Consider the following 23,248-nt stretch of genomic DNA (forward strand, 5'->3'; position numbering starts at 1 on the left):
TTGGTTTCGTGCACATCTGCTAAGAACCTACAGAACTAATTAATTACTAACTATTTATTCCCAGACATGAAACAAAAATTACTATTGATTTTAATGGTGACGGTTTTGTCTTATTTAAACGCTTTAGCGCAAAATAGAACAATTACCGGAAAAGTGGTTGATGCGGATGATGGCTTACCATTGCCAGGCGTATCTATAAAAATAAAAGGGACCGCACAACTGACCCAAACCACCGGGCAAGGAACCTTTTCGATTTCGGTACCAGCCAATGCACAGAGTTTAGTGCTAAGCTATGTTGGTTACACCGAGCAGGAAGTAAAAATAACTGGCGAAACGTTAAATATCCGCATGGTCTCCTCTTCTAAAAACCTGCAGGATGTAATTGTGGTGGCCTATGGAACAAGTAAGAAGGAAGCCATTACAGGCTCTGTGGCTACTTTAAATGCTAAGCAATTAGATAACCGGATTATTACGAATGTTACCAATGTGCTGTCGGGCGTTGCGCCTGGCGTGGTAACGACCTCCGGAAACGGCCAGCCAGGCAGTAGTTCGGCCATCCGTATCCGTGGATTTGGTTCTATATCGGCATCGAATAGCCCTCTTTTTGTATTAGATGGTTCTGTTTATGATGGTGAGCTTGGCGACATTAACGCCAACGATATTGAAAGTATTTCTTTGTTAAAAGATGCATCCTCATCAGCACTTTATGGTTCGAGGGCAGCAAATGGCGTGGTGATCATTACCACAAAAAAAGGTAAATCCGGTACGCCAACATTAAACGCAACCTATAATCAGGGCTTTTCTAAAAGAGGCATACCAGAGTATGATAGAATAGGTGCTTTAGATTATTACCCCCTAATGTGGCAGGCTTTAAAAAACAGCCTGGTATATCCGGCAACTGGAACTGGTATAAGCGAGTCGGCTGCGGCTACACAAGCTTCCAATACCATTCAGGGGCAATTGATCTATAATCCGTTTAATGTGCCGAACAATCAGATTGTAGGTGTGGATGGCAAATTGAATCCTAATGCACAGTTGCGTTATGATGACTTCGATTGGTTTAAGCAGTCTTCTCGTGTTGGAAAACGTACTGAGTTTAATGTGAACTCGAGTGCTAAAAATGAAAAAACCGACTATTATTTCTCTATGAATTACCTGAAGGATAATGGTTATTTAATTAAGACTGACTTCGAAAGATTTAATGTTCGTGTTAATGCCAATACTCAATTACGACCTTGGTTAAAAACAGGGGTAAACCTGTCGGGAAGTTTGTCGAACGGAAATTTAGCACAGGACGCCTCAACAGGTAGTGCCACGGCTTTTGTGAATGTTTTCAATTTTGCCAGAACTATTGGTCCTATTTATCCAGTACATGCTTATGATGCCAATGGCAATCCGGTTTTAACCGCCACTGGCGAGCAATGGTATGACTACGGCGGACATCCTGGTTCTGTTAACAGGCCACAAGGTGCTTTAGCTGGTCGAAATGTAATTTATGAAACTTTGCTAAACGATGTACAGAGCCGTAGGCTTGCCCTTAACGGTAGAGCATATGCCGAGATTAAATTTTTAAAAGATTTTACTTTTAAACCAACCTTTAGTATCGATTTTATTAATGCCTATAGCAGCGAATATCGAAACCCGGTTGTGGGCGATGGAAGTACCGTTGGTGGTTCATCTACCAAGCGGAGCACGCCAACACAGAGTTATACCTTTAACCAGGTTTTATCGTACAGCAAAACATTTGGCAATCATAGTGTAAATGCTTTGGCCGGACATGAAAACTACGACTATGACTGGCGCAGGTTAAGTGCGACCAAACAAAGCCAGATTTTAGATGGAAATACAGAATTCCCGAATTTTGTAACCCCTAGTGATGCCGGAGGATATAAAGATACTTATCGTGTAGAATCTTATTTTGGTAAAGTAGGTTATAACTATTTGGAAAAATACTTTGTAGATGCCTCTATCCGTCGTGATGGTACTTCGCGTTTGTCTTCACAATCAAGATGGGGAACATTTTTCTCTGCAGGTGCATCGTGGGCAGTTAACAAAGAAGATTTCATGAGAAACATGGATTGGATCAGTGATTTACGCCTGAAAGCTTCGTATGGTGAAGTAGGAAATGATAATTTAATTGATGCAAACCTTGTTGAGCACAACAGCCTTTATTACAATTACCAGGCTTTTTATGAGTTAGGCTGGAACAATGGTAGCGAGCCAGGCTTGTTATTGGCCACCGCCGCAACGCCCGAGTTAAAATGGGAATCGGTAAACACTTTTAATACGGGGATAGCCTTTGGTTTGTTTAAAAACCGCCTGAGAGGTGAGATCGAATATTTTAAACGTGGTTCATCAAATTTATTGTTTGCGGTACCTCAGCCACTGTCTGATCCAATCACTTCTATCCGTCGCAATATTGGTTCCATGTACAATACCGGAATCGATTTGCAATTAAGCGGCGATATTTTGAAATCTGAAAACTTCAACTGGAACATATTAAGCAATTGGTCCTGGTTAAAAAATAAAATCACCAAAATGCCGGCAGAAACGCCAACCGTAACCAGTGGAACGAAAAGACTTGAAGTGGGGCGCGACATTTATGCTTATTATCTGCGCCAATGGGCAGGAGTAGATCCGGCTGATGGTTCAGCCTTATTTGAGCCTAATACTGGTGTAACAACCAATCTGCGCACCGTAAATGGCCGTGTTTTAACCACCGATATTAATAATGCACGTTCTGATTATTCGGGCACGGCTATTCCAGATTTATATGGCTCGGTTACCAATACGTTTAACTATAAAAACTTTGGTTTATCCTTCCTGATCACTTACCAGATCGGGGGTAAATTCTTTGATCAGAATTACCAGGGCTTGATGGCCACCACCTATGGTTCGGCGCTGCATGTTGATGTATTAAACTCGTGGATGACACCTGGCCAGGTTACCGATATACCACGATTGGATATTGGACGCTCAGCCCAATTTAATGGGATATCAAGCCGCTGGTTGGTCGATGCTTCTTATATCGCTTTCCGTAACATAAATCTATCCTATACTTTACCACAAAGCTGGATTAAAGGCGCAACATTAAGCAATGTTAGGGTATTTGCTGCAGGCGAAAACCTGGGCTTAATATCTAAACGCAAAGGAATGGATCCGACCGAATCGTTTACGGGTTTAAATACAACTAATTACGTGCCTTCGCGGATGATTAGTTTCGGAATCAATGTTTCACTATAAAAGATACGATCATGAAATATAAAAAATATTTACTTTTTGCAGGTTTCAGTCTATTGAGTATTACGGCCTGTAAAAAAGATTATCTCGATACAAAACCGACAGATCAGGTTGATAATTCAGCACTGTTTACCTCTGCCGCAAATGCAAAAAATGCATTAAATGGTGTTTACCGCTATATGTTTGAACGTTCTACCACCGTACCAGATAATGCGCAGCAAAACAAGCCCGGTGTAGGTGGTATTATGCTTTACATGGACTTTATGGGTGAAGATATTGGTATATCCTCATCAAACTGGTATACTTCTGATGGAGGATCGTGGATTAGTCATCGTACCGATAACAGTACTTTGTTAACGTATATGTACCGTACCTATTACCGGATTATCGGAAATGTGAATTACATCATCGATAATATCGATCAGGCCTCAGGCGCAGCAGCTGATAAAAACATCGTTAAAGCAGAAGCCCTAACTTTAAGAGGTTACGCGTATTTTGGTTTGGTACAGCTTTATGGTAAACGTTATGATGCAGCAGCGAAACCAAACAACCAGCTTGGTGTGCCACTTTTATTGGCCTCAACCGATACCAATAAACCACGGGCAACAGTAGAAAGTGTTTATGCAGCAATTGTTAGCGACTTAGAAACAGCAATTGCACTTAATGCCACCGCTTCGAATAAGACCCACGCAGGTGCTACGGTAGCAAAAGGCATTAGAGCAAGGGTGGCCCTGGTGATGCAGGATTATCCAAACGCCATTAAATATGCTAAAGACATTGTAGATGCCAACCAATACCCGCTATTGTCGGTTACCGATTATCAGGCGGGCTTTAATAACGCGGCTTTAGGCGAGTTTATATGGGCTTCTATGCCAACATTAGATCAGGGCGATACATTCGGATCATATTTTGCGCAGATTGCTTACAATGCAAATACAAGCTTTATGCGTGGAAATCCAAAAAGGATTAATTCGGCATTATACGATCAGATATCAGCTACAGATGTTCGGAAAAAGATGTGGGAGCCTGTACCAACTACAGTAAATTTCCCATTGCCTGCTACAAATTTTGCCCGTCAACCTTATATGAGCCGCAAGTTTTCGGTTAAAGAAGTAGGCGGCCCGTCTTTAGGCGATGTGCCTTTAATGCGGACTTCAGAAATGTACCTGATTTTAGCCGAAGCTTATGCAAAAACGCCTGGAAGCGAGGCTGCGGCCAGAACGGTTTTATTTAACCTGGTTAAGCAGAGAGATCCGGCTGCGGTAATCTCGGTAAATACAGGACAGGCCTTAATCAACGAGATTCTTTTTAACAGAAGAATTGAGCTTTGGGGAGAAGGCCACAGGTGGCTAGATTTAAAACGCTTAAACCTGCCGCTGGACAGAACGGTTGTTCCAAACTATGTTTCGGCTTCTGTTGCAGGAACCTTAACCATACCTGCCGGAGATGTTAAATGGCAGTTTTTAATCCCACGGGCAGAAATGGAAGCGAATTCTGGCCTGGCCGGACAGCAAAATCCGTAATCATTTAAAACCCTGAAGAGAGGTTATGTTATCGTTTAATTAAGCAAATGATAACATAACCTTTTCTTTTTATCACATTTTAGTTACCTCAGCATTACGGTGTTATCTGCATATTATTTTTCTTTATTCCAGCCGACATTTAATAAAAAAACACAGATAGTTATGAGACTAAAAGCTTTGGTGATTTTATTACTAGGTATTACAATCACAAATAATGTTTTTGCAGCTGAAAAACCAACTGCAAGCCATAAATCAGTTATCAATTATTATATGGACAGCTATATGAACTCTGATTATAAAAAGTTAAAAGCTGTTTTAAGTGAGGATGCTGTTTTTACTTCGAATAGAGATGTAAGGGTAATTAAACATAAAGCGAGTGATGTGTTAAACCAGATGAAGAAAAATGAAGGCGTCATTCAGCGCGATTGTAATATCAGTTCTACTATTGTTTCTGAAACCGATGCCCTGGTAATTGCACGTGTAGATATTAATTACGAATTATTTGATGGCGCACAACAAAACTTTGTCATCATGGAAAAAGATAAAGAAGGCGAATGGAAAATTACTCAGGTATATAAAGTGTTTATCAGCAGCGAAAGCGAAGCTAAAAAGCTGGTTTCAAATTAGCATTAATTCCCTAAGTTCCACCAAAGAACAAAACGATTTAAAACAAAAAAAGTCCCGGCCATAACCGGGACTTTATATTTTTCTTTCTTTTCGACTTAAAAATGAATGGGTAATTCTACCTGCGTTCTGTCCCAGCCAATAACCAGATTCGCACCTCCGGTAATTTCGGTAAAGGTTAAGGAGAAATATTCGATCGGTTTAGCCAGGGTTTTAACCGGAACATTTACACGAACAATATCTTTAGCCTGATTGTAGGTAAAAGCGCCCCATTTATCCGTTTCGCTATTTACAATAATAGTCCAGGAATCTTTGTTTGGGATAGCGAATAAGCTATACGTACCTGCTTTGATTTTTTTGCCGCCAATGTTTACTTTTTTGAAGAAACGAACTTCTGTACTTTCGTTGGCACCAAAACGCCAAACGGTTCCGTATTGTTCTAAAACGCCAAAAATATCACGGCCTTTTTTCTGTGGGCGCGAATAAACAATCTTTATCACCGGTTTTGTCAGATCTCCAGCCTTTGCCTTTGGGGCATTAAGCGGAAAATAAACAATATCTGCAGGGCTTGGGTCTGCAACAGGAAATTTTACTTCAGCAGTAGGGGCTTGTTGGGCCTTTGCGCTAAAACAAATAAGAGCGAAAACAACAATGAAGATATTTTTCATTTGTAGGTTTTTGTTTTCAGTAGCGATGAGCAATCATGATTTTACAGCTGTTCGTAAAATCACAATGGCCTCATTTGCTGTGGGATTAATTTTTAATCCTTAAAAGGATTTATTGGTATAAAAGGGCTAAAAACTAGTATTTTCTTCCTTTTACGATAGCGTTTAAGAATAAACCTGCTGTTAACAGACCTAAAACACCACCTAACAAAGCGAAAATATAGTTTTGCGTAATGATTGCTCCAGTTAAAACTCCGAAGAATAAACCTAAAGCATAATATAACCAGTTGAAATTATTGCTGCTGTTCTCTTGTACACTCATGTTTTTTGTTATTTGGAGGCAAAGTTAATATTTATTTTAAATTTTAATTTGTCATTATGCCCAATATTCTAATTAATTATCAATTCTAGCCAATTTATAATCAGCCCTTTTCAGATAAGTAATCAATTCTGCCAGCCTGTTATAAAATTTATCAGTTCTTCGGGCATCAGTACCGATGTGCAGCAACAAGATAAAACCATTTAAACCATTGGGCTTGGTTTCGTTAAAAGCAGTAATCGATCTGTATATCTCATCGCTCGATCGATAACTTTTCCCCATTTCGGGATAAGTGTAATCGGCGTTGGATCGTGTGCCCGGAGTAAAATTAATCAGTTGCAGGCCCTGTGCTTTTGCCCAGTCGGCGATGGTTTGGTTATACCATTCGTAGGGAGGTAAAAAATAGCCTGCCGCTTCTTTGTTAATCCCAAAATTTGCCATTGCCTGATAATTTTTGTTTAAATCGGTTTCGAAACCTGTTTTGGTCACCAGGAGACTGTCGCGTTTATTCCAGTCGCAGTACAATAAATGCTGGTCAGAATGCGGGCCGAGGTAATGACCATCATTCTTTAGTTTTTTAATCAATGAATTAAAATTTGGATTCCGATAAAAATTTCCGGTAAGAAAAAAAGACGCTTTAACTTTCTCTTGCGCCAGCACTTTGCTTATTGTTTCAGCGCCATCCGCATATTCGTCACCTGTAAAAACCAGGTAGATTTTCTTTTGGGTAGAATCGCCCCGGATGATGGCGCCGTAGCTGTAAGTTTTATGGTCGGCCAGGGGATAAGCCTGTGCTTCTTTTGCTGCCAGTAAATAGATTAGCGATGCGGTTCCATCCATTGTGGGTTCGTTGGTGCTATAATCGCCATAATCATCATGGTAAACAGCCAGATCGCTCTGAAAGTCAGCATATTCATCACTATCATTGAGCTTGATCCCGATTAAACCTTTATAAATATTGGTGTAAACGGGTCCGTCAACCAATCCGCCGTTTATGGGATAATTCTTTAAATGGGTAAAGGCCGAGTGCGGATCGGCTGGTGTATCTCCCCATTGAGGCAAGCCGTAAACCATACTCGTTCCCCATGGATTACAACCAAAAAGCCAGTCGAAATTGGCTTGTTCAAGCTCGGAATAAGTTTTATCGCCACTTAAGGTTGCATACCAATGGCATTGTATGGCGAAAGAAACGGTTAAATTGTTGCTGCACCAGATAAAAGGAACACCACGGTAAAAAGCGTTGTTTTTTGCGCGGTTCCAAACTTGCTTTATTCCTTCCTGATAATAATTAATAGCTGTTCTGTCTTTTAAATCTTGCCGGGCAATTTCGTAGTGACCAAGGTTGATGAATGGATAATATTGATAATGCGCTGCGGTGTCTTTTTGTAGCCAGGGTGTGGTGCTTTCTTGCCGGGCATAGTTTAAGGCCAGTTTTATTTTCTTTTGATCGGCTTTTTCTCTTCCGAAATTGAATGAGGTTTCGGCCAGTTCCATATCGTCAACCCAATTGTCTTCAGCATAAATGTATGGCGATTTTACGGATGCAGTTTGTGTTACCCCAGGTTTTTGTAATGCAAATATATAGGCCGTTTTGGCTTTTTTAGCAAGGGTTTGGGCGTAAGCACGATCACGCCCTTTAAATAAAACCGAGCCCAAATTAAAAGCGCTCGTAAATTTAGCGGCTGTAGAAGATGTACCGGTGGTGTTATTCATAAACTTACCGCGTTGCTGCGGTTCGCCGGTAATAAAATAGAGTGGGCGCTCAAAACCTTTTCCATATTGACTGTCTTCTTTCGGAATCCGCATGCTGATATGATCGCGGTCATCGGCCAGTTGGTTAAACATGATGTTTTTCAGGGGATGCATTTTCAGCAACCAATCCAAACCCCATTTTGCTTCGTCCAGCACATCAGCAATTCCGTTTTTTCCGTCTAAACCATTGGCCAGCTGCTGATCGTTAAAGACTTTTGGAAAATCGCGATAAGCCATTAATAAATGATAGGTCGCATTGGCAGAGGTGGTTGAATACTGCAGGTAATCACTTGCATCGTGCCAGCCACCGGAAGCATCAATATGTGTACTGTCTTTAAGGCCAGCTTTAGCGCCATATAAAACAAAGCCATCATGCGTATGGCAGCTATCTTTCAGGTAGGGATTAAAACCACTTCGTTGCTGGCGCATATATTGTAAGCAGAAATCTGCAGCACCCTCATAAACGTTATTATTGATGAGCAATAGGGGAGAAAGAATACCATTTGCCCTAAGGTAGAAACTTCCTTTACTTTTAAAATCACTGAAATTTAATCGGGCCGTTTGGCTAAAAGGACCATAATGGCTAAAACTTTTAATATTGGTTGAGGTATAAACCACCTGGTTGGTCTCTTTTGTGATAATCTCAAATTTGGCAGGTAGCTCACCCGTTTTGCTTGCCCACACGGCAACTTTAATGCTTTCGGTAGGGTAACCCAGCAAATTAATCCTGATCCAGCTTTGTTGAATTTTTCGCTGGACAGCCATAAATGAACATAAGAAGCATAAGACAAACGAGAAGGTTAAGGCCAGGAAGAACTTATTTTTCATTATGATGAGTGATTATTTCATTTAAAATTAGGGTTTTATCAAGATAATGTAAAAGAAGTAGGTAAACATTTGGAAATTAATCAATCGTTTGATTAATTTTGTGTCGTCAAAAAAGAAATGAAAACAGAAAAAGTAGATAAAAGACAGGCCATTCTTGAGGCAGCAGAAAAGCTGTTCTGCGAGACCGGGTATGAGGGAACTTCTACCCGCCAGATTGCCAAAGAATCTGGAGCGAATATGGCGATGATAAATTATTATTTCGGTTCTAAAGAAGGGGTTTTTGTAGAGATCATGAACGAGCGTATTGCAAGTTTTGCCTCTCAGTTAAAAATCATCAATGAGGATAAGATTTCGGCATTGGAGAAATTGCACAGGGTGATAGAAGGATACGTAAACAGAATCCTGAATAACACGGCATTCCATAAAATGATGCACCGCGAACTTTCTTTAACCCAAAGGCCCGAAATGTACGATAAGATTAAAGATGCCATGAGTCATAATATGCAGCTGATCGATCGCATTATTACCGGTGGAATTGAAGATGGTAGTTTTAACAAAGTAGATGTACGGATGGTAATTGCGACGATTATGGGTACCATTACCAATATCGTTATTGCGCCGAATAAGGTAATGCCTTGTTCTAACTTCGATCTGAACAATCCGAAAGACAAAAAAATTATCAGAGACCGGGCAATCGCTCACTTACAAGATCTAACAACCGTTTATTTAACAACAAAAAAATGATCCCAAAATCAATTAGATTAATGCTTGTGGCATCATTAATTCCTGCAGCCTTATTTGCACAAAGTGCGAAGGAATTAAATATCAATCAGGCAATAGAACTCGGCATAGCCAACAGTAAAAACTTAAAACTTTCCCAAAATAAAATCGATCAGGCGGTAGCGCAGCTTGAAGTTGTAAAAGACAATGTTTTGCCAACAGCAAATGCAAGTTTCATGTACAACCATGCTGAAATACCCACCACTACTTTTACATTACCAGGTAGCGAATCCTCTTTCCACCTGCCTAAAAGAGCCGATGCTTTTGTCGGAACTGCAGCAGTGCAGGAATTGGTGTACGGCGGGGGTAAATTAAGATACGCAAAAGAATCGACAAAGTTATTGGCTGACGTAGCACGTTTAGATGCCGATAAAAGCAAGGAAGAAATCACTTATGCAGTAATCAATACCTATTACGCTTTATACAAAGTATTGCAGAGCAGAAAAGTGGTTGATCAGAATTTAGAATCAATTGCTGCACAGATTAAACAGGCACAACGTTTCTTCGAACAAGGCATTGTAACCAAAAACGATGTGTTGCGTTTCCAATTGCAACAGGCAAATGTTACGCTAACACAAATGGATATCGAGAGTAACCGTAAAGTGATCAACTACAATTTAGATATCCTTTTGGGTTTACCAGAAGATACCGAAGTTAAAATTGTTGATCCAACCGCCGGCTTAAAAACGCCGGGCTCGTTAAACGAATACATTGGCCAGGCAATGGCTAATCGCCAGGAGTTAAAACAACTTGATGTGCAAAACAAAGTTGCCGATTTTAACATTAAAACCATTAAAGCAAATACGCTGCCTACCGTTGGTGTTGGTGCTAACTTATATTACATTAACCCAAGTGGCAATTTTATCCCGCCAACAAACCAATATTTAATGCCTGTTACATTAGGTGCAACCGTTTCCTGGAATTTCGGTAACCTTTGGACAAACAAAAACAAGGTAAGCGAAGCGAAAATTCAGCAAAGTGCAATTACCATTCAGAAAGATATCTTATCTGATCAGGTAAAAACAGATATCAACAAAAACTTCCAGGGATACCAGGTGGCGATGAACAAAATCCAGGTATTGGAAACTTCAATTGCCCAGGCAACCGAAAACGATAAGTTATTGGCATCTAAATACAAAAACAATGTGGCTTCGGTTACTGATCGTATCGATGCAGAAACTTTATTGTACCAGGCAAAAATAAACTTAGAGATAGCTAAAGCAGACGCAGGTTTGGCTTACTATACCCTACTAAAATCAACAGGAAAAATAACGCAATAAATACAGCAATGACAACTGAAAAGAAAAAAAAGAACATAGTAGTACCCATCATTTTAGGCGTTTTACTAGTAATAGGCATAATCTTCGGGATTACAGAATGGAATTATTATAGCAAACACGTAGATACGGATGATGCGCAGATTGATGGTGATATCAGTCCGGTTGTTGCACGTGTTGGCGGTTATGTAAAGGATATCAATTTTGAAGAAAATACACACGTCACTGAAGGACAGATTTTAGTGAAACTTGATGACAACGATTATAAAGTTAAATTAGAACAGGCCCAATCTGGTCAGAAAGGGGCGAGCGCAGGTGTTGGTGTGGCTGAATCGCAAATTGTGGCTACCCAGGCGAATACGGGTACTGCAAAAGCAAACGTTGATGCAGCAAAATCAAATGTTCAGGCTGCAAATGTTAAAGTAAATCTAGCGCAGAAAGATTATAACCGTTATGAAAACCTGGTGAAAGACGGTTCGATCACACAACAGGCTTTCGATCAGGCTAAAGCAAATAAGGAGTCTGCAGAAGCAGCAAGACAATCTGCCCTGGCAGCATACCGCGCAGCGCAAGATCAATACAATGCTGCGGTTAAACAGGTTGGTACTACGCAATCGCAGTTAGCGGTGAGCAGCAATGTAATCAGCCAGCGTCAAAGCGATATCGATTTTGCAAAGCTTCAATTATCCTATACCGATATCAAAGCCCCTGCAACCGGTATTGTATCTAAAAAGAATGTTCAAAAAGGACAATTGGTTCAGGCTGGTCAATCTTTATTCTCTATCGTGAATGACGGAAGCATTTATGTAACCGCAAACTTTAAAGAAACACAGTTAGAGAAAATTAAAGAAGGATCTAAAGTTGAGATCGAGGTTGATGCTTATCCAGACGAAAAAATCCATGGTGAAGTATATAATTTCTCGCCAATTACTGGTGCAAAAGGATCTTTATTACCTCCTGATAATGCGACCGGTAACTTTGTTAAAGTTGTTCAACGCGTTCCGGTAAAAATCAAAATCCATCCATCAAAAGAACTGTTGGCTAAGTTACGCCCAGGTATGAGCGTTAAAGCATCAGTATCTACTAAATAATATTTAAAATGGCCGAAGTAGGTTTAAAAAAGTGGATTATTACGTTTACGGTAATCACAGCTTCTTTATTGGAGCTGATTGATACGACTATCGTAAACGTGGCAATTCCACAAATACAGGGAAACCTGGGCGCAACCCTTGAGGATGTGGCCTGGCTTTCTACCGGCTATGCGGTAGCGAATGTTATCGTATTGCCAATGTCGGGCTGGTTGGGTAACCGATTCGGCAGGAAAAATTACTTTCTTACCTCCATCATCGTTTTTACATTAGTTTCCTTTTTATGCGGAAACGCTACGTCATTGAATGAGCTTATTTTATTCAGGATTATTCAGGGTTTGGCCGGTGGTGGTTTAATATCAACAGCGCAAGCTATTTTAATTGAAACCTGGCCACGTGAAGATGTGGGTATTGCAACCGCCTTGTTTGGTCTGGGTGCAGTAGTTGGACCAACTGTAGGCCCAACCATCGGTGGATATATTTTGGAAATCAGTTCGTGGCCCTGGATCTTTTATGTAAATATTCCCGTCGGAATACTCGCGGCCTACTGTACGTACACCTTTGTTCGGGCAACCCCGAAATCAGGGCAGGGGCAACCTGTCGATTGGTGGGGTATCGCATTATTGGCTATTGCAGTAGGTAGTTTACAAACCTTATTGGAAAAAGGAGAGAGCGAAGACTGGTTTGCTACACCATACATTACCGCATTGGCTGTTGCATCGGTATTTGGTTTGTTGCTCTTCATTTGGAGAGAGATGACCACCGACCACCCGATTGTGAACTTTAAAATTATGAGACACAGAAGTTTCTCTGTGGGTATGTTTACCTCATTTATTTTAGGTTTTGGTTTATATGGTTCTGTATTCGTATTTCCGGTATTCTGTCAGAATTTGTTAGGATTTTCGCCTTTACAAACCGGAGAAATCTTATTTCCAGGTGGTTTGTGTACCATTGTCATGATGCCTTTTATTGGTATTATGCTTAAAAAAGGTGTTCCAGCACAAATTATGGCTACGTTCGGGATGCTTGCATTCTTTATTTTCTGTTGGATGTTGAGCAATTCGACGCTACAATCAGGAACTGGCGATTTCTTCTGGCCATTGGTTATCAGGGGTGTGGGTATGGCCTTATTATTTGTACCATTAACAACATTGGCCATCCAGGATCTGAAAGGACCAGAAATTGGCCAGGGTTCAGGTCTGAACAATATGATGCGCCAGTTGGGCGGTTCATTTGGTATCGCTGCGTTAACGACGTTAATCCACATTCGTTCAGGTTTCCACAGAAGCGTTTTATTGTCGAATGTAAATGATTATAACCAGCCATTTGTTGATCGTTTTAACGGTTTAATCAAAGGTTTTATGGCAAAAGGACAAACGCTGTTCGATGCTAAAATTATGGCTGCAAAAGCGATGGAAGGAATTGTCACCCGACAAACCATGTTACTTACTTATGACGATGCATATTGGGTTGCAGGATTGATCATGTTGTTCTCCATTCCACTGCTGTATCTTCAAAAGTTTAAGAAAAATGCAAACATTCCTGCCGATGTGCACTAAAATTTGCAAAGAAATGCCATAAAAAATGGCAAAAAACAAAAACAGCCGGTGTATTTTATTACATCGGCTGTTTTAACCCAAAAAATTAACAATCAATGCAATGCCCTTAAACATTGCAAATGTTCTTACTTAACCACATAGTGGCCAAATAAGATTCTAAAATTAAAATTTATTCTACAATTTTCCAAATTGTAAGCCTTAGAATTTTAATACCTTATGCATTTTTTGTAGTATTACGGTATACAAAACTATTGCATAAGCTATGCCTAAACTTCGTTTAACTACGCAACGAGAATCTATTTTTAATAATGAGGTCATCTCAAAATTCGAACTATTTAACAGTTTATTTCTCACCTTGCCTTTTTACAAAATTAAAGACACCGGAACCCTGCTTCCGCTATTTTTTAAGAGCTGTGAAGAAGGCATTGCAAACGGAGAAAAACCTGCACAGATTATCGAAGAATTTTTCGCCAAGTATACCAGTTATACCGAGCGCAAAGATATTGTTGACCTGCTCTTTCGTTTTATCCAGTATATCGAACGTCAGGTGGTACTCTTTGATGCCGTAGAAGATGCTTCTTTTACCAAACTCAATACGACTGACGAGCAGAGTACACTGGCATTCATCTTAAAAAAGAATGCCGATAACAAACCCGTGTTATCAAAAATTGAGAAATTGATTGATGAACTTTCGCTTCGTTTAGTTCTAACTGCACACCCAACCCAGTTTTATCCGGGAAGTGTATTGGCCATTATTACCGATTTAACCAAAGCCATTCGTGATAACGACCTTACTTCGATGAACTCGTTATTGCAGCAATTGGGTAAAACGCCGTTTTTTAATAAAAAATCGCCAACACCGGTTGATGAGGCCTTAAACCTTGCCTGGTTCCTGGAGAATACATTTTACTTTGCTGCTGCGAACATACAGGAAGAGATCGATCAGAACCTGGATGAATACAACCTGGAAACCAAGAAAATTTTAGAGCTGGGTTTCTGGCCAGGAGGCGATAGAGACGGAAATCCGAACATTCATGCCGATACCACCCTGGAGGTTTCTAAAATGTTGCGCCAGATCCTGTTCCGTTGTTATTACCGCGATTTCAGGGTAATTAAACGCCGCATTACTTTTAGAGGCGTTGAAGAGAATATCGCAAAACTACATGATGTATTGTATCTGAATGCTTTCGATCAAACTTGCGAGCTCCATGATATTTCTAACGAGTTAAGGGATAACCTAAATAAAATTAAGGAAACATTGCTGGCCGAACACGATGGTTTATTTGTTGATTTGGTTAACGATCTGATCCGTAAAATAGATTTGTATGGCAACTACTTTGCTTCACTTGATATCCGTCAGGATAGCCGTGTGCTGAGGAATGTACATGCTTACTGCCGCGCCAATAAACCAATATCTTCTTTATATCCTGCTGATTATGATAAGCTATCAGAAGCAGAGAAATTAGCTTTAATTTCTTTTAAAGAGGCAACCATTGTTTACGCAAGCGAGCCCGATGCCCTGACAAAGGATACAATCGAAGTAATCAAAGAAATTAAAGGCATTCAAAGCCGTAATGGTGAAAAAGCCTGTCACCGTTTTATTATCAGTAATTGCCAGCAAGCAAGCGATATTTTGCAATTGATTGAGCTTTTCCTTTGGAATGGCTGGAGTAAAGAATCCTTAACGATTGATTTTGTGCCGCTTTTTGAAACGGTTAACGATTTAAAAGGAGCCGCGGCAATTATGGAAACGCTTTACAGTAATCCATTTTATAAAGCCCATTTGGCCAGCCGTGGAAATAAACAGCATATTATGCTTGGTTATTCTGACAGTACCAAAGATGGTGGTTATTTAATGGCCAACTGGTCTATTTTTAACGGAAAAACCTCTCTATCGGCTGTTGCTGCAAAACATAATATTCAATTGGCCTTTTTTGATGGCCGTGGAGGACCGCCTGCACGTGGCGGAGGTAAAACACACCGTTTTTACGCTTCAATGGGTAAAGAAATTGCCAATAAAAACATGCAGTTAACCGTTCAGGGACAGACAATTAGTTCACAATACGGATCTGTAGAAAGTGCAGAATTTAATATCGAACAATTAATCAATGCCGGATTAACCTCTGGATTGAAAGAGAAACACAATATTCTTTTAGATCCTGAAAATAAAACCCTGCTTGATGAGATGGCTGAAGAAAGTTATAAGGTTTTTGTCGATTTGCGTGAGCATCCGTTATTTGTGAGTTATTTAGAAAAATTGTCTCCTTTAAAACTTTTGTCGCAGGCGAACATTAGTAGTCGTCCGGTAAAAAGAAATGGTGGGGGTGAGATGAAACTCGAAGATTTAAGGGCTATTAGTTTTGTTACGGCCTGGAGTATGCTGAAACAAAACGTTCCTGGTTTTTATGGAATGGGAACAGCGTTGAAAAACCAGGAAAAAGCTGGTAATTGGGATAAAGTAGTTAAAGTTTACCAGGACTCTGATTACCTGAAAACCATTGTAGATAACTGTATGATGAGTATGAGCAAATCAGACTTTACCATTACGGCGCATTTAGCCGCAGATAAAGAATTTGGTGCTTTTTGGACTCAACTACACAACGAATTCGAATTAGCGAAGGAGATGCTTTTAAAACTCTCCGGACAGCCAACATTAATGGCGAATTATCCGGTAGATAAAAAATCGATCGCCACCCGCGAAAAAATTATTTTACCACTGGTACTCATTCAGCATTTTGCTTTAGAGAAACTGCAGCACAATCAGAACGAGAAAGACCAGCAGGCTTTAGAAAAGCTTGCAGTAAGAACGGTATTTGGTATTGTAAATGCAGGTAGGAATTTAGCTTAATATTTAAAACGAAGCTCCAGGTTTCATAAAACTGCGATGTTTTAAATATAATCCAAGGTCAGTGTCCTCACAGACCTTTTTTTGTTAGAAATATTCGGGCGTCACCCTGAATTCAGTTCAGGGTCTTAATAACAGGAAAGATGCTGACCACGTAGTAGCTACAAGGCAATTGAAAATACTATTTCTACTTGTAAAATAAATTCAGCATGACGAGAAGTAAAAAAACAAGCAAAAATCCCTCGCTGATTTTTTCATCAACGAGGGATTTTTCGTTAGTCGGGATTTGCAATCCCGATTTAAGAGTAAAGGATTTGTAATCCTTATGAGAGTGGATTATAAATCCAAAGCTCAGAGGTCGGGATTTTAAATCCCGACCAACATAATAAGTTAAAATATACTCCAAGGTCTGTGTCCTCATAGACCTTTTTATAATGAAGAAGAATGTTTCAAGCTATCAGGGTTAAAATATCTTTTTCTAACAGGTTTTGTGAAATAAAAGATCAGTGTAAAGAAGTAAAATAGAAATGGCGAAAGTTGAGCAAAATAACAAATGCGTTTGATCCGTATGTTTTCATAGCAGAAATAACACGTTCTAAACCCAAAATCCATTCTTGTTGCATCACTTGCTGTAGGTGCATAAACAAATAAGTCATAAAGGCCATAGACGCATAATAAAACCATAAATAGCCACGATAACCAGTTACGATGAAAGAACAAAAGGATAATAAATAGCAGTAATGAAATATGAGATCTGTAAAAACGTAGCTCATGATTCGCAATCATCATGAGTTCCATTAATATGATGCCGCCGAAGATTATTGTCCAAGACCATTCTCCTATTTTGAGCAGCGTGTTCATAATCTAAAAGTATCAATTAAATTTTAATCATGCTCACTCCATTTTGTTGGATTGTTACTGCGCTCAGCATGACAAACCTGGCCACATAAACCTGATGGAAATGGCAGCTCCTGATTTTTTAATCGGGACTAAAATGTACAGCAGGACTACCTTAACCGATGAAAACCGAACCTTGCTTTTCAAAAAAAAGATTCAAGACTTAATAGGTATTTATGTTTTAATAACAGGAAAGATGCTGACCACGTAGTAGCTACAAGGCAATTGAAAATACTATTTCTACTTGTAAAATAAATTCAGCATGACGAGAAGTAAAAAAACAAACAAAAATCCCCCGCTGATTTTTTCATCAACGAGGGATTTTATATTTCGAAAAAGCCAGATTAAGCTTTAAGACGATTACCGATCAATCGAACCCATTACCTTTTGGCCGAAAGCATTTAATGCATCCTTTTCGGCAGCACCTTCGCTTACCATTTGATGTACTTCTAAGGCACCGCAAATATTGGTAATCATTTCGCCTGCAACATCAACTTCGTGTTCGCTAACCCCTCTAAACTCACAGAAAGCCTCTAAAACCTCAAGAGTTGTCTCCAGTTGTGCCGGAGTGGTGTTTTGAAATAATTGTCTTATAACCGGAATCTTCATTACTTTATCTTGTTAAATAGTTCAATTAAACCTTCTGCTTTGTTGGTTTGCACCTGATCTACCAAGCTACCGCCTTCAAAAGCTGCGAAAGTTGGTAAATTATCAACGTTTGCAAATTTGCGTGAGTTTGGAAGTTTTTCGGCATCAACAATCAAGAAAGCTACATCTTCATTTTCTGAAGCCAGTTTTTTAAACTTCGGTTTCATGATCCGGCAGTTTCCGCACCAGGATGCAGCATACTGAACCATTACCTTTGAGTTATCGGCTAAATACTGTTGAAGATTGTCTTCTGTTAATTCTAAAAACATAACGTTTTATTTAATTAGTTAGCAGCTAAATATTCAGCTACGCCAGTTCTGTTTGCGTTCATCGCTTCTTTTCCTTCTTCCCAGTTTGCAGGACAAACTTCGCCATGTTTTTGAACGTGCGCATAAGCATCGATTAAACGTAAATATTCTTTAACGTTTCTACCTAGCGGCATATCGTTAACACTTTCGTGGAAAACTTTACCAGTTTCGTCGATTAAATAAGTCGCTCTGAAAGAAACATTTGATCCTGAGAAAGATTCATTTCCTTCTTCATCGTAGTTAACTTCCTGATCTAAAATATCTAAGATGCCAGATAGTTGTCTGTGTGTATCTGCTAAGATTGGATAAGTAACACCTTCAATACCGCCGTTATCTTTCGGTGTATTTAACCATGCGAAGTGAACTTCGTTTGTATCGCAAGATGCACCGATTACAATTGTATTTCTTTTTTCAAACTCAGGTAAAGCAGCTTGGAAAGCGTGTAATTCTGTAGGGCAAACGAAAGTAAAATCTTTTGGATACCAGAACAATAACACTTTGCTATTTTTGTTTACAGCTTCTTCAAATACATTGATTTTCAAGTCATCACCCATGTCTGACATTGCATCAATACTAACACTCGGGAATTTTTTACCTACTATTGCCATAATTTTTTGTCTTTAATTTTGTGCTGCAAAGGTAAGGCTAAAACAGATGTCAATCAACCCCGATTCACTAATTGTTAATTGTATTTATTGATAACGATATAGATGAAAACTATATTGTGTTTAAGATGTATAGTCGGCTTCTATTCAGAGGTTTTGGAAATGAATGAGGGATGCTTTTAACGTCTGCAGTCCCGCCATCCGTTACTTCCGATGAAGAATCGGAATCACTGCTGTCGGGTTTATTTAACAAAAACCAGTGGTTATTGGGGTAGTATTATATCTGGCGCTTTATGACCCACCCCCTTCCTAAAACAGGAGGGGAGTAGGTGATTAGAACCCGAATAACTTAATCAGGAAGTCTTTATGGTAGTGTCCAGCTCCCCTCCTCAAGGAGGGGTTGGGGGAGGTTACTTCTTCAACGTATTCTCATACAGTTTAAATATCCTTTTATACTCATCTGTCCAGCTGCTGGGCTCAATAAAGCCGTGATCTTCAACAGGGTAAACGGCGAGTTCCCAATTGTTTTTGCCTAGCTCTATAAAACGTTGGCTAATGCGAACAATATCCTGAAAATGAACATTCACATCAACCATTCCGTGCGCCATTAAAAGGTTGCCTTTTAACTTATCAGCAAAATAGATAGGAGAACTTCTTTTGTATGCAATCGGATCGTTAAATGGTTCGTTTAAGATGTTTGAAGTATAACCATGGTTATAATGTGCCCAATCGGTAACCGAACGTAAAGCGGCGCCGCTTGCAAAAACATCTGATTCGTTAAACATGGCCATCAAGGTAATAAAACCACCATAAGAGCCGCCATATAAACCAACATGCTGAGGATTAACACCATATTTTTCAACCAGAAACTTAACGCCATCTACCTGGTCGGTTAAATCTTTTCCACCCATGTGGCGGTAAATGCCTGTGCGGTGATCGCGACCATAACCAGAACTTCCGGTATAATCGATATCGATTACTGTGTAGCCATTATCAGCCAGTAAATTATTGAACATAAACTCGCGGAAGTAAGTGCTCCAGCCAAAGTGAACGTTTTGAAGATAACCTGCACCGTGGACAAAAACTACAGCAGGATGGTTTGGATGCGGATTATCTGATTTATAAACCCGCGCATACACATCAGCACCATAACGGTTTTTAAAGCTCACCATATCCGGTTGACGCCATTTATAAGAATTGAATTCGGCAGAGGTAGATTGCGTGATTTTCTCCGCTTTGGTACCCACCTTATTCGGCTGAAGATACAACTCACCAGGTTTATCCATAAAGGAATAATTGATGGCGATGTATTTTTCATCAGGAGAGAGGGTAATCTCATTCAAACCTTTCATGGCGGTAATCTGAACAAGTTCACCACCGTTTACACTGATTTTATAAAAATTTGTAATGCCGGGGTGCTCTTTATTTGTCTTAAGATAAAATGTACTCTTGTCTTTAGAAAGTTGAACAGATTGTACCTCCCATTTGCCAGAGGTAAGTTGTTTCTTATCGCCAGAGGCAATGTTGACCGTATAAAGGTGAGAATATCCTGTAGCTTCGCTTTGGTAATAGAAACGGTTGTTATCTATCCATCCGCTATTGCCCTGGTAAAAACCACTAATGCCGGGACCACCTATCCAGGCTTCATCGCGCTGACGATCTATTAAAGAAAATTTACCAGTTAAGGCATCTAGCTTTAAAATCCAGCGGTCTTTATTGTCGGTAGAAGCTGCGACAACAATTGCCGTACTCCCATTATCATTCCAAAGCGGACCGAAAAAATTTACAGGCCGATCTGCATTTTTCTTTTTTAGGGTATCCAGTTCTTTTGGGTAATCTTTTAGGTAATCAGGCAGGTCTTTAATCCCTGGAATGGTTGATGTTTGAATATTATAGAGGGTATCTCGTTGGGTATCGTATATAAAACCCTGTGAGACATTTTCGTTTTCGCCAACCTTGGTTCTTCCCGCAATATCTTCCGTATAACCCGAAGAAGTAATATAGTTTGGAACAATAGTCCCGTGGTTATTCTGCGCCGGAGTGGTGAGCTTATACGTAATGAAGCGCCCATCCGGACTAATGCTTACGCCATTTAAAAATTTATCTTCGGTATAAAGTTCTTTCAATGGTTTGGTATCCCCGGCGGCGGCACCAGAACGGCCTCTTCCTGTCCTCGAACTGTTTCTGGTTTCAGCATTTCTCTTTTTAATGATATCGAACAGTTCGGTCTGCTGTGCTTTCAGCCATTTGTCCTGTTCGGTAACCGGTTTGATTTCTGGTCTTCCGGCTTTTTTGCCTTTAATAAAATTAGTTAATTGTTTGGTTTCGGCTGATTTTAAATCAACCTCAAATAAATTATCGCCCAATTGATAAACAATATTTCCATTGGTTAAAAAGAGCGGGCTACTTTCTCTTTCCTGTGTACTGGTTAAACGGGTTTCTTTATTACTTTTGAAATTCTGTAAGTAGATATCGCCGCTTTTTTCGGTTAAACCAAGTGAGCGATCAGTATTATAGGTGTAGTTTAAACTTAAAAGCTTTTCATCTTCCTTTTCTGCCGCTTTAACGGGTTTGGTAGAGGTTGCTGAAACTTTGAATAATTCTTCTTTAGCTTTATTTTCAGGATTCCAGTTAAAGTAAAGGGTTTTGCTATCTGCAGTCCAGCGGAAATTAGTTGGTGCAACGCCCATCCACTTTGGATCGCGCATGATCTTCTCAACGGTTAAAGGCGCTAATTGCTGTGCAAAAGCATATTCGCCCGTGCAAAGCAAAAGGAAAAGTAAATATTTCTTCATGAATTTTAGGTTTGGCTGCAATTTAGGGAATGGACACGCTAATTTTAGCAGGAAATGGAAATGTTACAACAACCTCACCCTCTGAACGGTATGCTTTATTGCAAAGGCTGTTCATTCCCTCTCCTTGAAGAGAGGGACACGAAATACAGAAGTAGCTGCATTAACTTACATAGGGTGAGGTTAACGGATTACCTGTCCGGTTCTATCTACATTCACTTTATCAAAAGGTTCGAGGTACTCGTTGATGATTACTGCAAATTCTCGTCTGGTTAATACCTTTTTAAGATCGTATTTAGCAACGAACTTGTAATTTTTGTTCCATTTTTTTTGCAGCTCCGTTTTGGTTGCCTCAACCGATTTATTACCCACATAACAAATCATGCCAATGGTATTTTCTAGCGTGATGGCAGTATTTTGATGGTCATCAAACCAGATCTGTGCCTTGTAATAATAATCTTTTATCGGCTGCTTAATTTCATCATAGGTAACCTCTTTTTCCGGATTGAAATAGGCCTTATTTTGTTTTATTTCGGCCTTAAGAATGCCCGTTACACCAACTTTTTGAATCGCTAACCAATTAGAATCGATCATTTTTACATCTTCAAAAGGCATCAACGCCTGTTTGTAACTGAGCAGTTCGCCCTGAATCCTTTTTAGGTTTGATAAGCTGGTTTTCGTATCGAAAAAAGCCGCATAAGCAGCGGTTGCACCAGCCGCAGGTCCGATTTCAAACTGATTGGCAGGAATATATAAAAGGTTTTCCTGATTTGGGAGGAGTAAGTTATACAAGGATAGAAAACCTGCACCATTTGAAGAAATACTGGCTATTGAGGTTCTGTACAGGTTTTCGTTATAATTTAACTGGTTGGAAGCAGCAGGATTTAAGCTTGTAATTTTTAATGCTGCTATTAATTTTTCAGGACTATCAGCTAGTACGAGAATTTTTGCCTTAACACTTTTGTCTTTCGTGAGTTTCACTTCCCAGCCACTGCCTGACCGTTTAATTTCGGTGTAAGGCGTGTTGTTGATTACATTCAGTAGCAGCGTACTATCTACTGTCACTTTTACCGGCTTCTTTTTATCTGCTTTTGGTTTTGGAGCCGCCAAACTTTTTTCATTTTCAATTTCCCTTTTTAAAAAAACCTGATAGAAAGTAGTCGCTGTTTCAGGCTTGCCCTCAGCAACTTTCTTAAGATCAAGTTGTTCTTTTTGCGTGAGGAGAATGGTTTTAACACCCGATTTGAACGATTGAAAAGATGCGGCATAGGCGGCATCACCACTGCCAATAACCAGCACATCTGTTTTTAGGGTTTGGGCATGTATAACCAGGGGAATTATGAATGCGAAAACAAAAAACAATCTTTTCATCTTTGAATATTAAAATTTGCTGCAATATGCTTTAAATGAATGAATTTTTAATGAAATGCATGCATTTTAACTAAATTTAACTCACAATTATAACCCGCTCGATTAAGCATTTAAGTTTCATATTATC

The 23,248-nt window shown here is 39.6% G+C and carries 17 protein-coding genes; 9 read left to right on the top strand and 8 right to left on the bottom strand.

From position 1 onward, the window contains the following. Positions 1 to 66 precede the first annotated feature (66 nt). The 3 genes from CA265_21300 (at position 67) to CA265_21310 (ending at position 5,390) form a co-directional block, all read left to right on the top strand. Positions 67 to 3,243, top strand: coding sequence for a hypothetical protein (locus CA265_21300; GenBank protein ARS42055.1), 3,177 nt, complete (start codon positions 67 to 69; stop codon positions 3,241 to 3,243). 11 nt (positions 3,244 to 3,254) lie between these two features. Then, entirely contained in the window at positions 3,255 to 4,763 is a 1,509-nt protein-coding gene (locus tag CA265_21305; GenBank protein ARS42056.1) for a hypothetical protein, read from the top strand. A 99-nt stretch (positions 4,764 to 4,862) separates the two neighbouring features. After that, positions 4,863 to 5,390, top strand: a complete 528-nt coding sequence (locus CA265_21310) for a hypothetical protein (protein ARS42057.1) — start codon at positions 4,863 to 4,865, stop codon at positions 5,388 to 5,390. 95 nt (positions 5,391 to 5,485) lie between these two features. Here the strand turns inward: CA265_21310 and CA265_21315 are convergent, their stop codons facing one another. The 3 genes from CA265_21315 to CA265_21325 form a co-directional block, all read right to left on the bottom strand. Continuing rightward, entirely contained in the window at positions 5,486 to 6,055 is a 570-nt protein-coding gene (locus tag CA265_21315) for a hypothetical protein (protein ID ARS43082.1), read from the bottom strand. Positions 6,056 to 6,188: 133 nt separating this feature from the next. Beyond that, a complete protein-coding gene (locus CA265_21320; protein ARS42058.1) occupies positions 6,189 to 6,374 on the bottom strand; it encodes a hypothetical protein in 186 nt (61 codons plus the stop codon). A gap of 72 nt (positions 6,375 to 6,446) precedes the next feature. Then, positions 6,447 to 8,957: a cellulase gene (locus CA265_21325; protein ARS42059.1), complete on the bottom strand. Its 2,511-nt coding sequence runs from the start codon at positions 8,955 to 8,957 to the stop codon at positions 6,447 to 6,449. Between the two features lie 111 nt (positions 8,958 to 9,068). Between CA265_21325 and CA265_21330 the strand changes: the two genes are divergently transcribed. The 6 genes from CA265_21330 (at position 9,069) to CA265_21355 (ending at position 17,608) form a co-directional block, all read left to right on the top strand. Continuing rightward, positions 9,069 to 9,695 (top strand): TetR family transcriptional regulator, encoded by a 627-nt coding sequence (locus tag CA265_21330; protein ID ARS42060.1) that lies wholly within the window; start codon positions 9,069 to 9,071, stop codon positions 9,693 to 9,695. Then, positions 9,692 to 11,011 (top strand): transporter, encoded by a 1,320-nt coding sequence (locus CA265_21335; protein ID ARS42061.1) that lies wholly within the window; start codon positions 9,692 to 9,694, stop codon positions 11,009 to 11,011. Before CA265_21330 ends, CA265_21335 begins: the two co-directional genes overlap by 4 nt. An 8-nt stretch (positions 11,012 to 11,019) precedes the next feature. Beyond that, positions 11,020 to 12,099: a secretion protein HlyD gene (locus CA265_21340; protein ARS42062.1), complete on the top strand. Its 1,080-nt coding sequence runs from the start codon at positions 11,020 to 11,022 to the stop codon at positions 12,097 to 12,099. 8 nt (positions 12,100 to 12,107) lie between these two features. Further along, positions 12,108 to 13,655 carry an MFS transporter gene (locus CA265_21345; protein ID ARS42063.1) on the top strand — a complete coding sequence of 516 codons (1,548 nt, stop codon included), beginning with the start codon at positions 12,108 to 12,110 and terminating at the stop codon, positions 13,653 to 13,655. A 262-nt stretch (positions 13,656 to 13,917) separates the two neighbouring features. After that, positions 13,918 to 16,503 (top strand): phosphoenolpyruvate carboxylase, encoded by a 2,586-nt coding sequence (locus CA265_21350; GenBank protein ID ARS42064.1) that lies wholly within the window; start codon positions 13,918 to 13,920, stop codon positions 16,501 to 16,503. A 904-nt stretch (positions 16,504 to 17,407) separates the two neighbouring features. Then, a complete protein-coding gene (locus tag CA265_21355; protein ARS42065.1) occupies positions 17,408 to 17,608 on the top strand; it encodes a hypothetical protein in 201 nt (66 codons plus the stop codon). Positions 17,609 to 17,757: 149 nt separating this feature from the next. On the opposite strand, the gene CA265_21360 is transcribed toward CA265_21355, so the two are convergent. The 5 genes from CA265_21360 to CA265_21380 all read right to left on the bottom strand — a co-directional run bounded on the left by CA265_21360 (position 17,758) and on the right by CA265_21380 (position 23,121). Further along, a complete protein-coding gene (locus tag CA265_21360) occupies positions 17,758 to 18,006 on the bottom strand; it encodes a hypothetical protein (GenBank protein ARS42066.1) in 249 nt (82 codons plus the stop codon). Further along, positions 18,006 to 18,314 carry a thiol reductase thioredoxin gene (locus tag CA265_21365; GenBank protein ID ARS42067.1) on the bottom strand — a complete coding sequence of 103 codons (309 nt, stop codon included), beginning with the start codon at positions 18,312 to 18,314 and terminating at the stop codon, positions 18,006 to 18,008. Before CA265_21365 ends, CA265_21360 begins: the two co-directional genes overlap by 1 nt. Before the next feature lie 14 nt (positions 18,315 to 18,328). Next, positions 18,329 to 18,961 (bottom strand): alkyl hydroperoxide reductase, encoded by a 633-nt coding sequence (locus CA265_21370; GenBank protein ID ARS42068.1) that lies wholly within the window; start codon positions 18,959 to 18,961, stop codon positions 18,329 to 18,331. A gap of 407 nt (positions 18,962 to 19,368) precedes the next feature. Further along, positions 19,369 to 21,648 (bottom strand): S9 family peptidase, encoded by a 2,280-nt coding sequence (locus CA265_21375; GenBank protein ID ARS43083.1) that lies wholly within the window; start codon positions 21,646 to 21,648, stop codon positions 19,369 to 19,371. Between the two features lie 285 nt (positions 21,649 to 21,933). Then, positions 21,934 to 23,121 carry a hypothetical protein gene (locus CA265_21380; GenBank protein ARS42069.1) on the bottom strand — a complete coding sequence of 396 codons (1,188 nt, stop codon included), beginning with the start codon at positions 23,119 to 23,121 and terminating at the stop codon, positions 21,934 to 21,936. Positions 23,122 to 23,248 lie beyond the last annotated feature (127 nt).

Source organism: Sphingobacteriaceae bacterium GW460-11-11-14-LB5 (assembly GCA_002151545.1).
Taxonomy (GTDB): domain Bacteria; phylum Bacteroidota; class Bacteroidia; order Sphingobacteriales; family Sphingobacteriaceae; genus Pedobacter.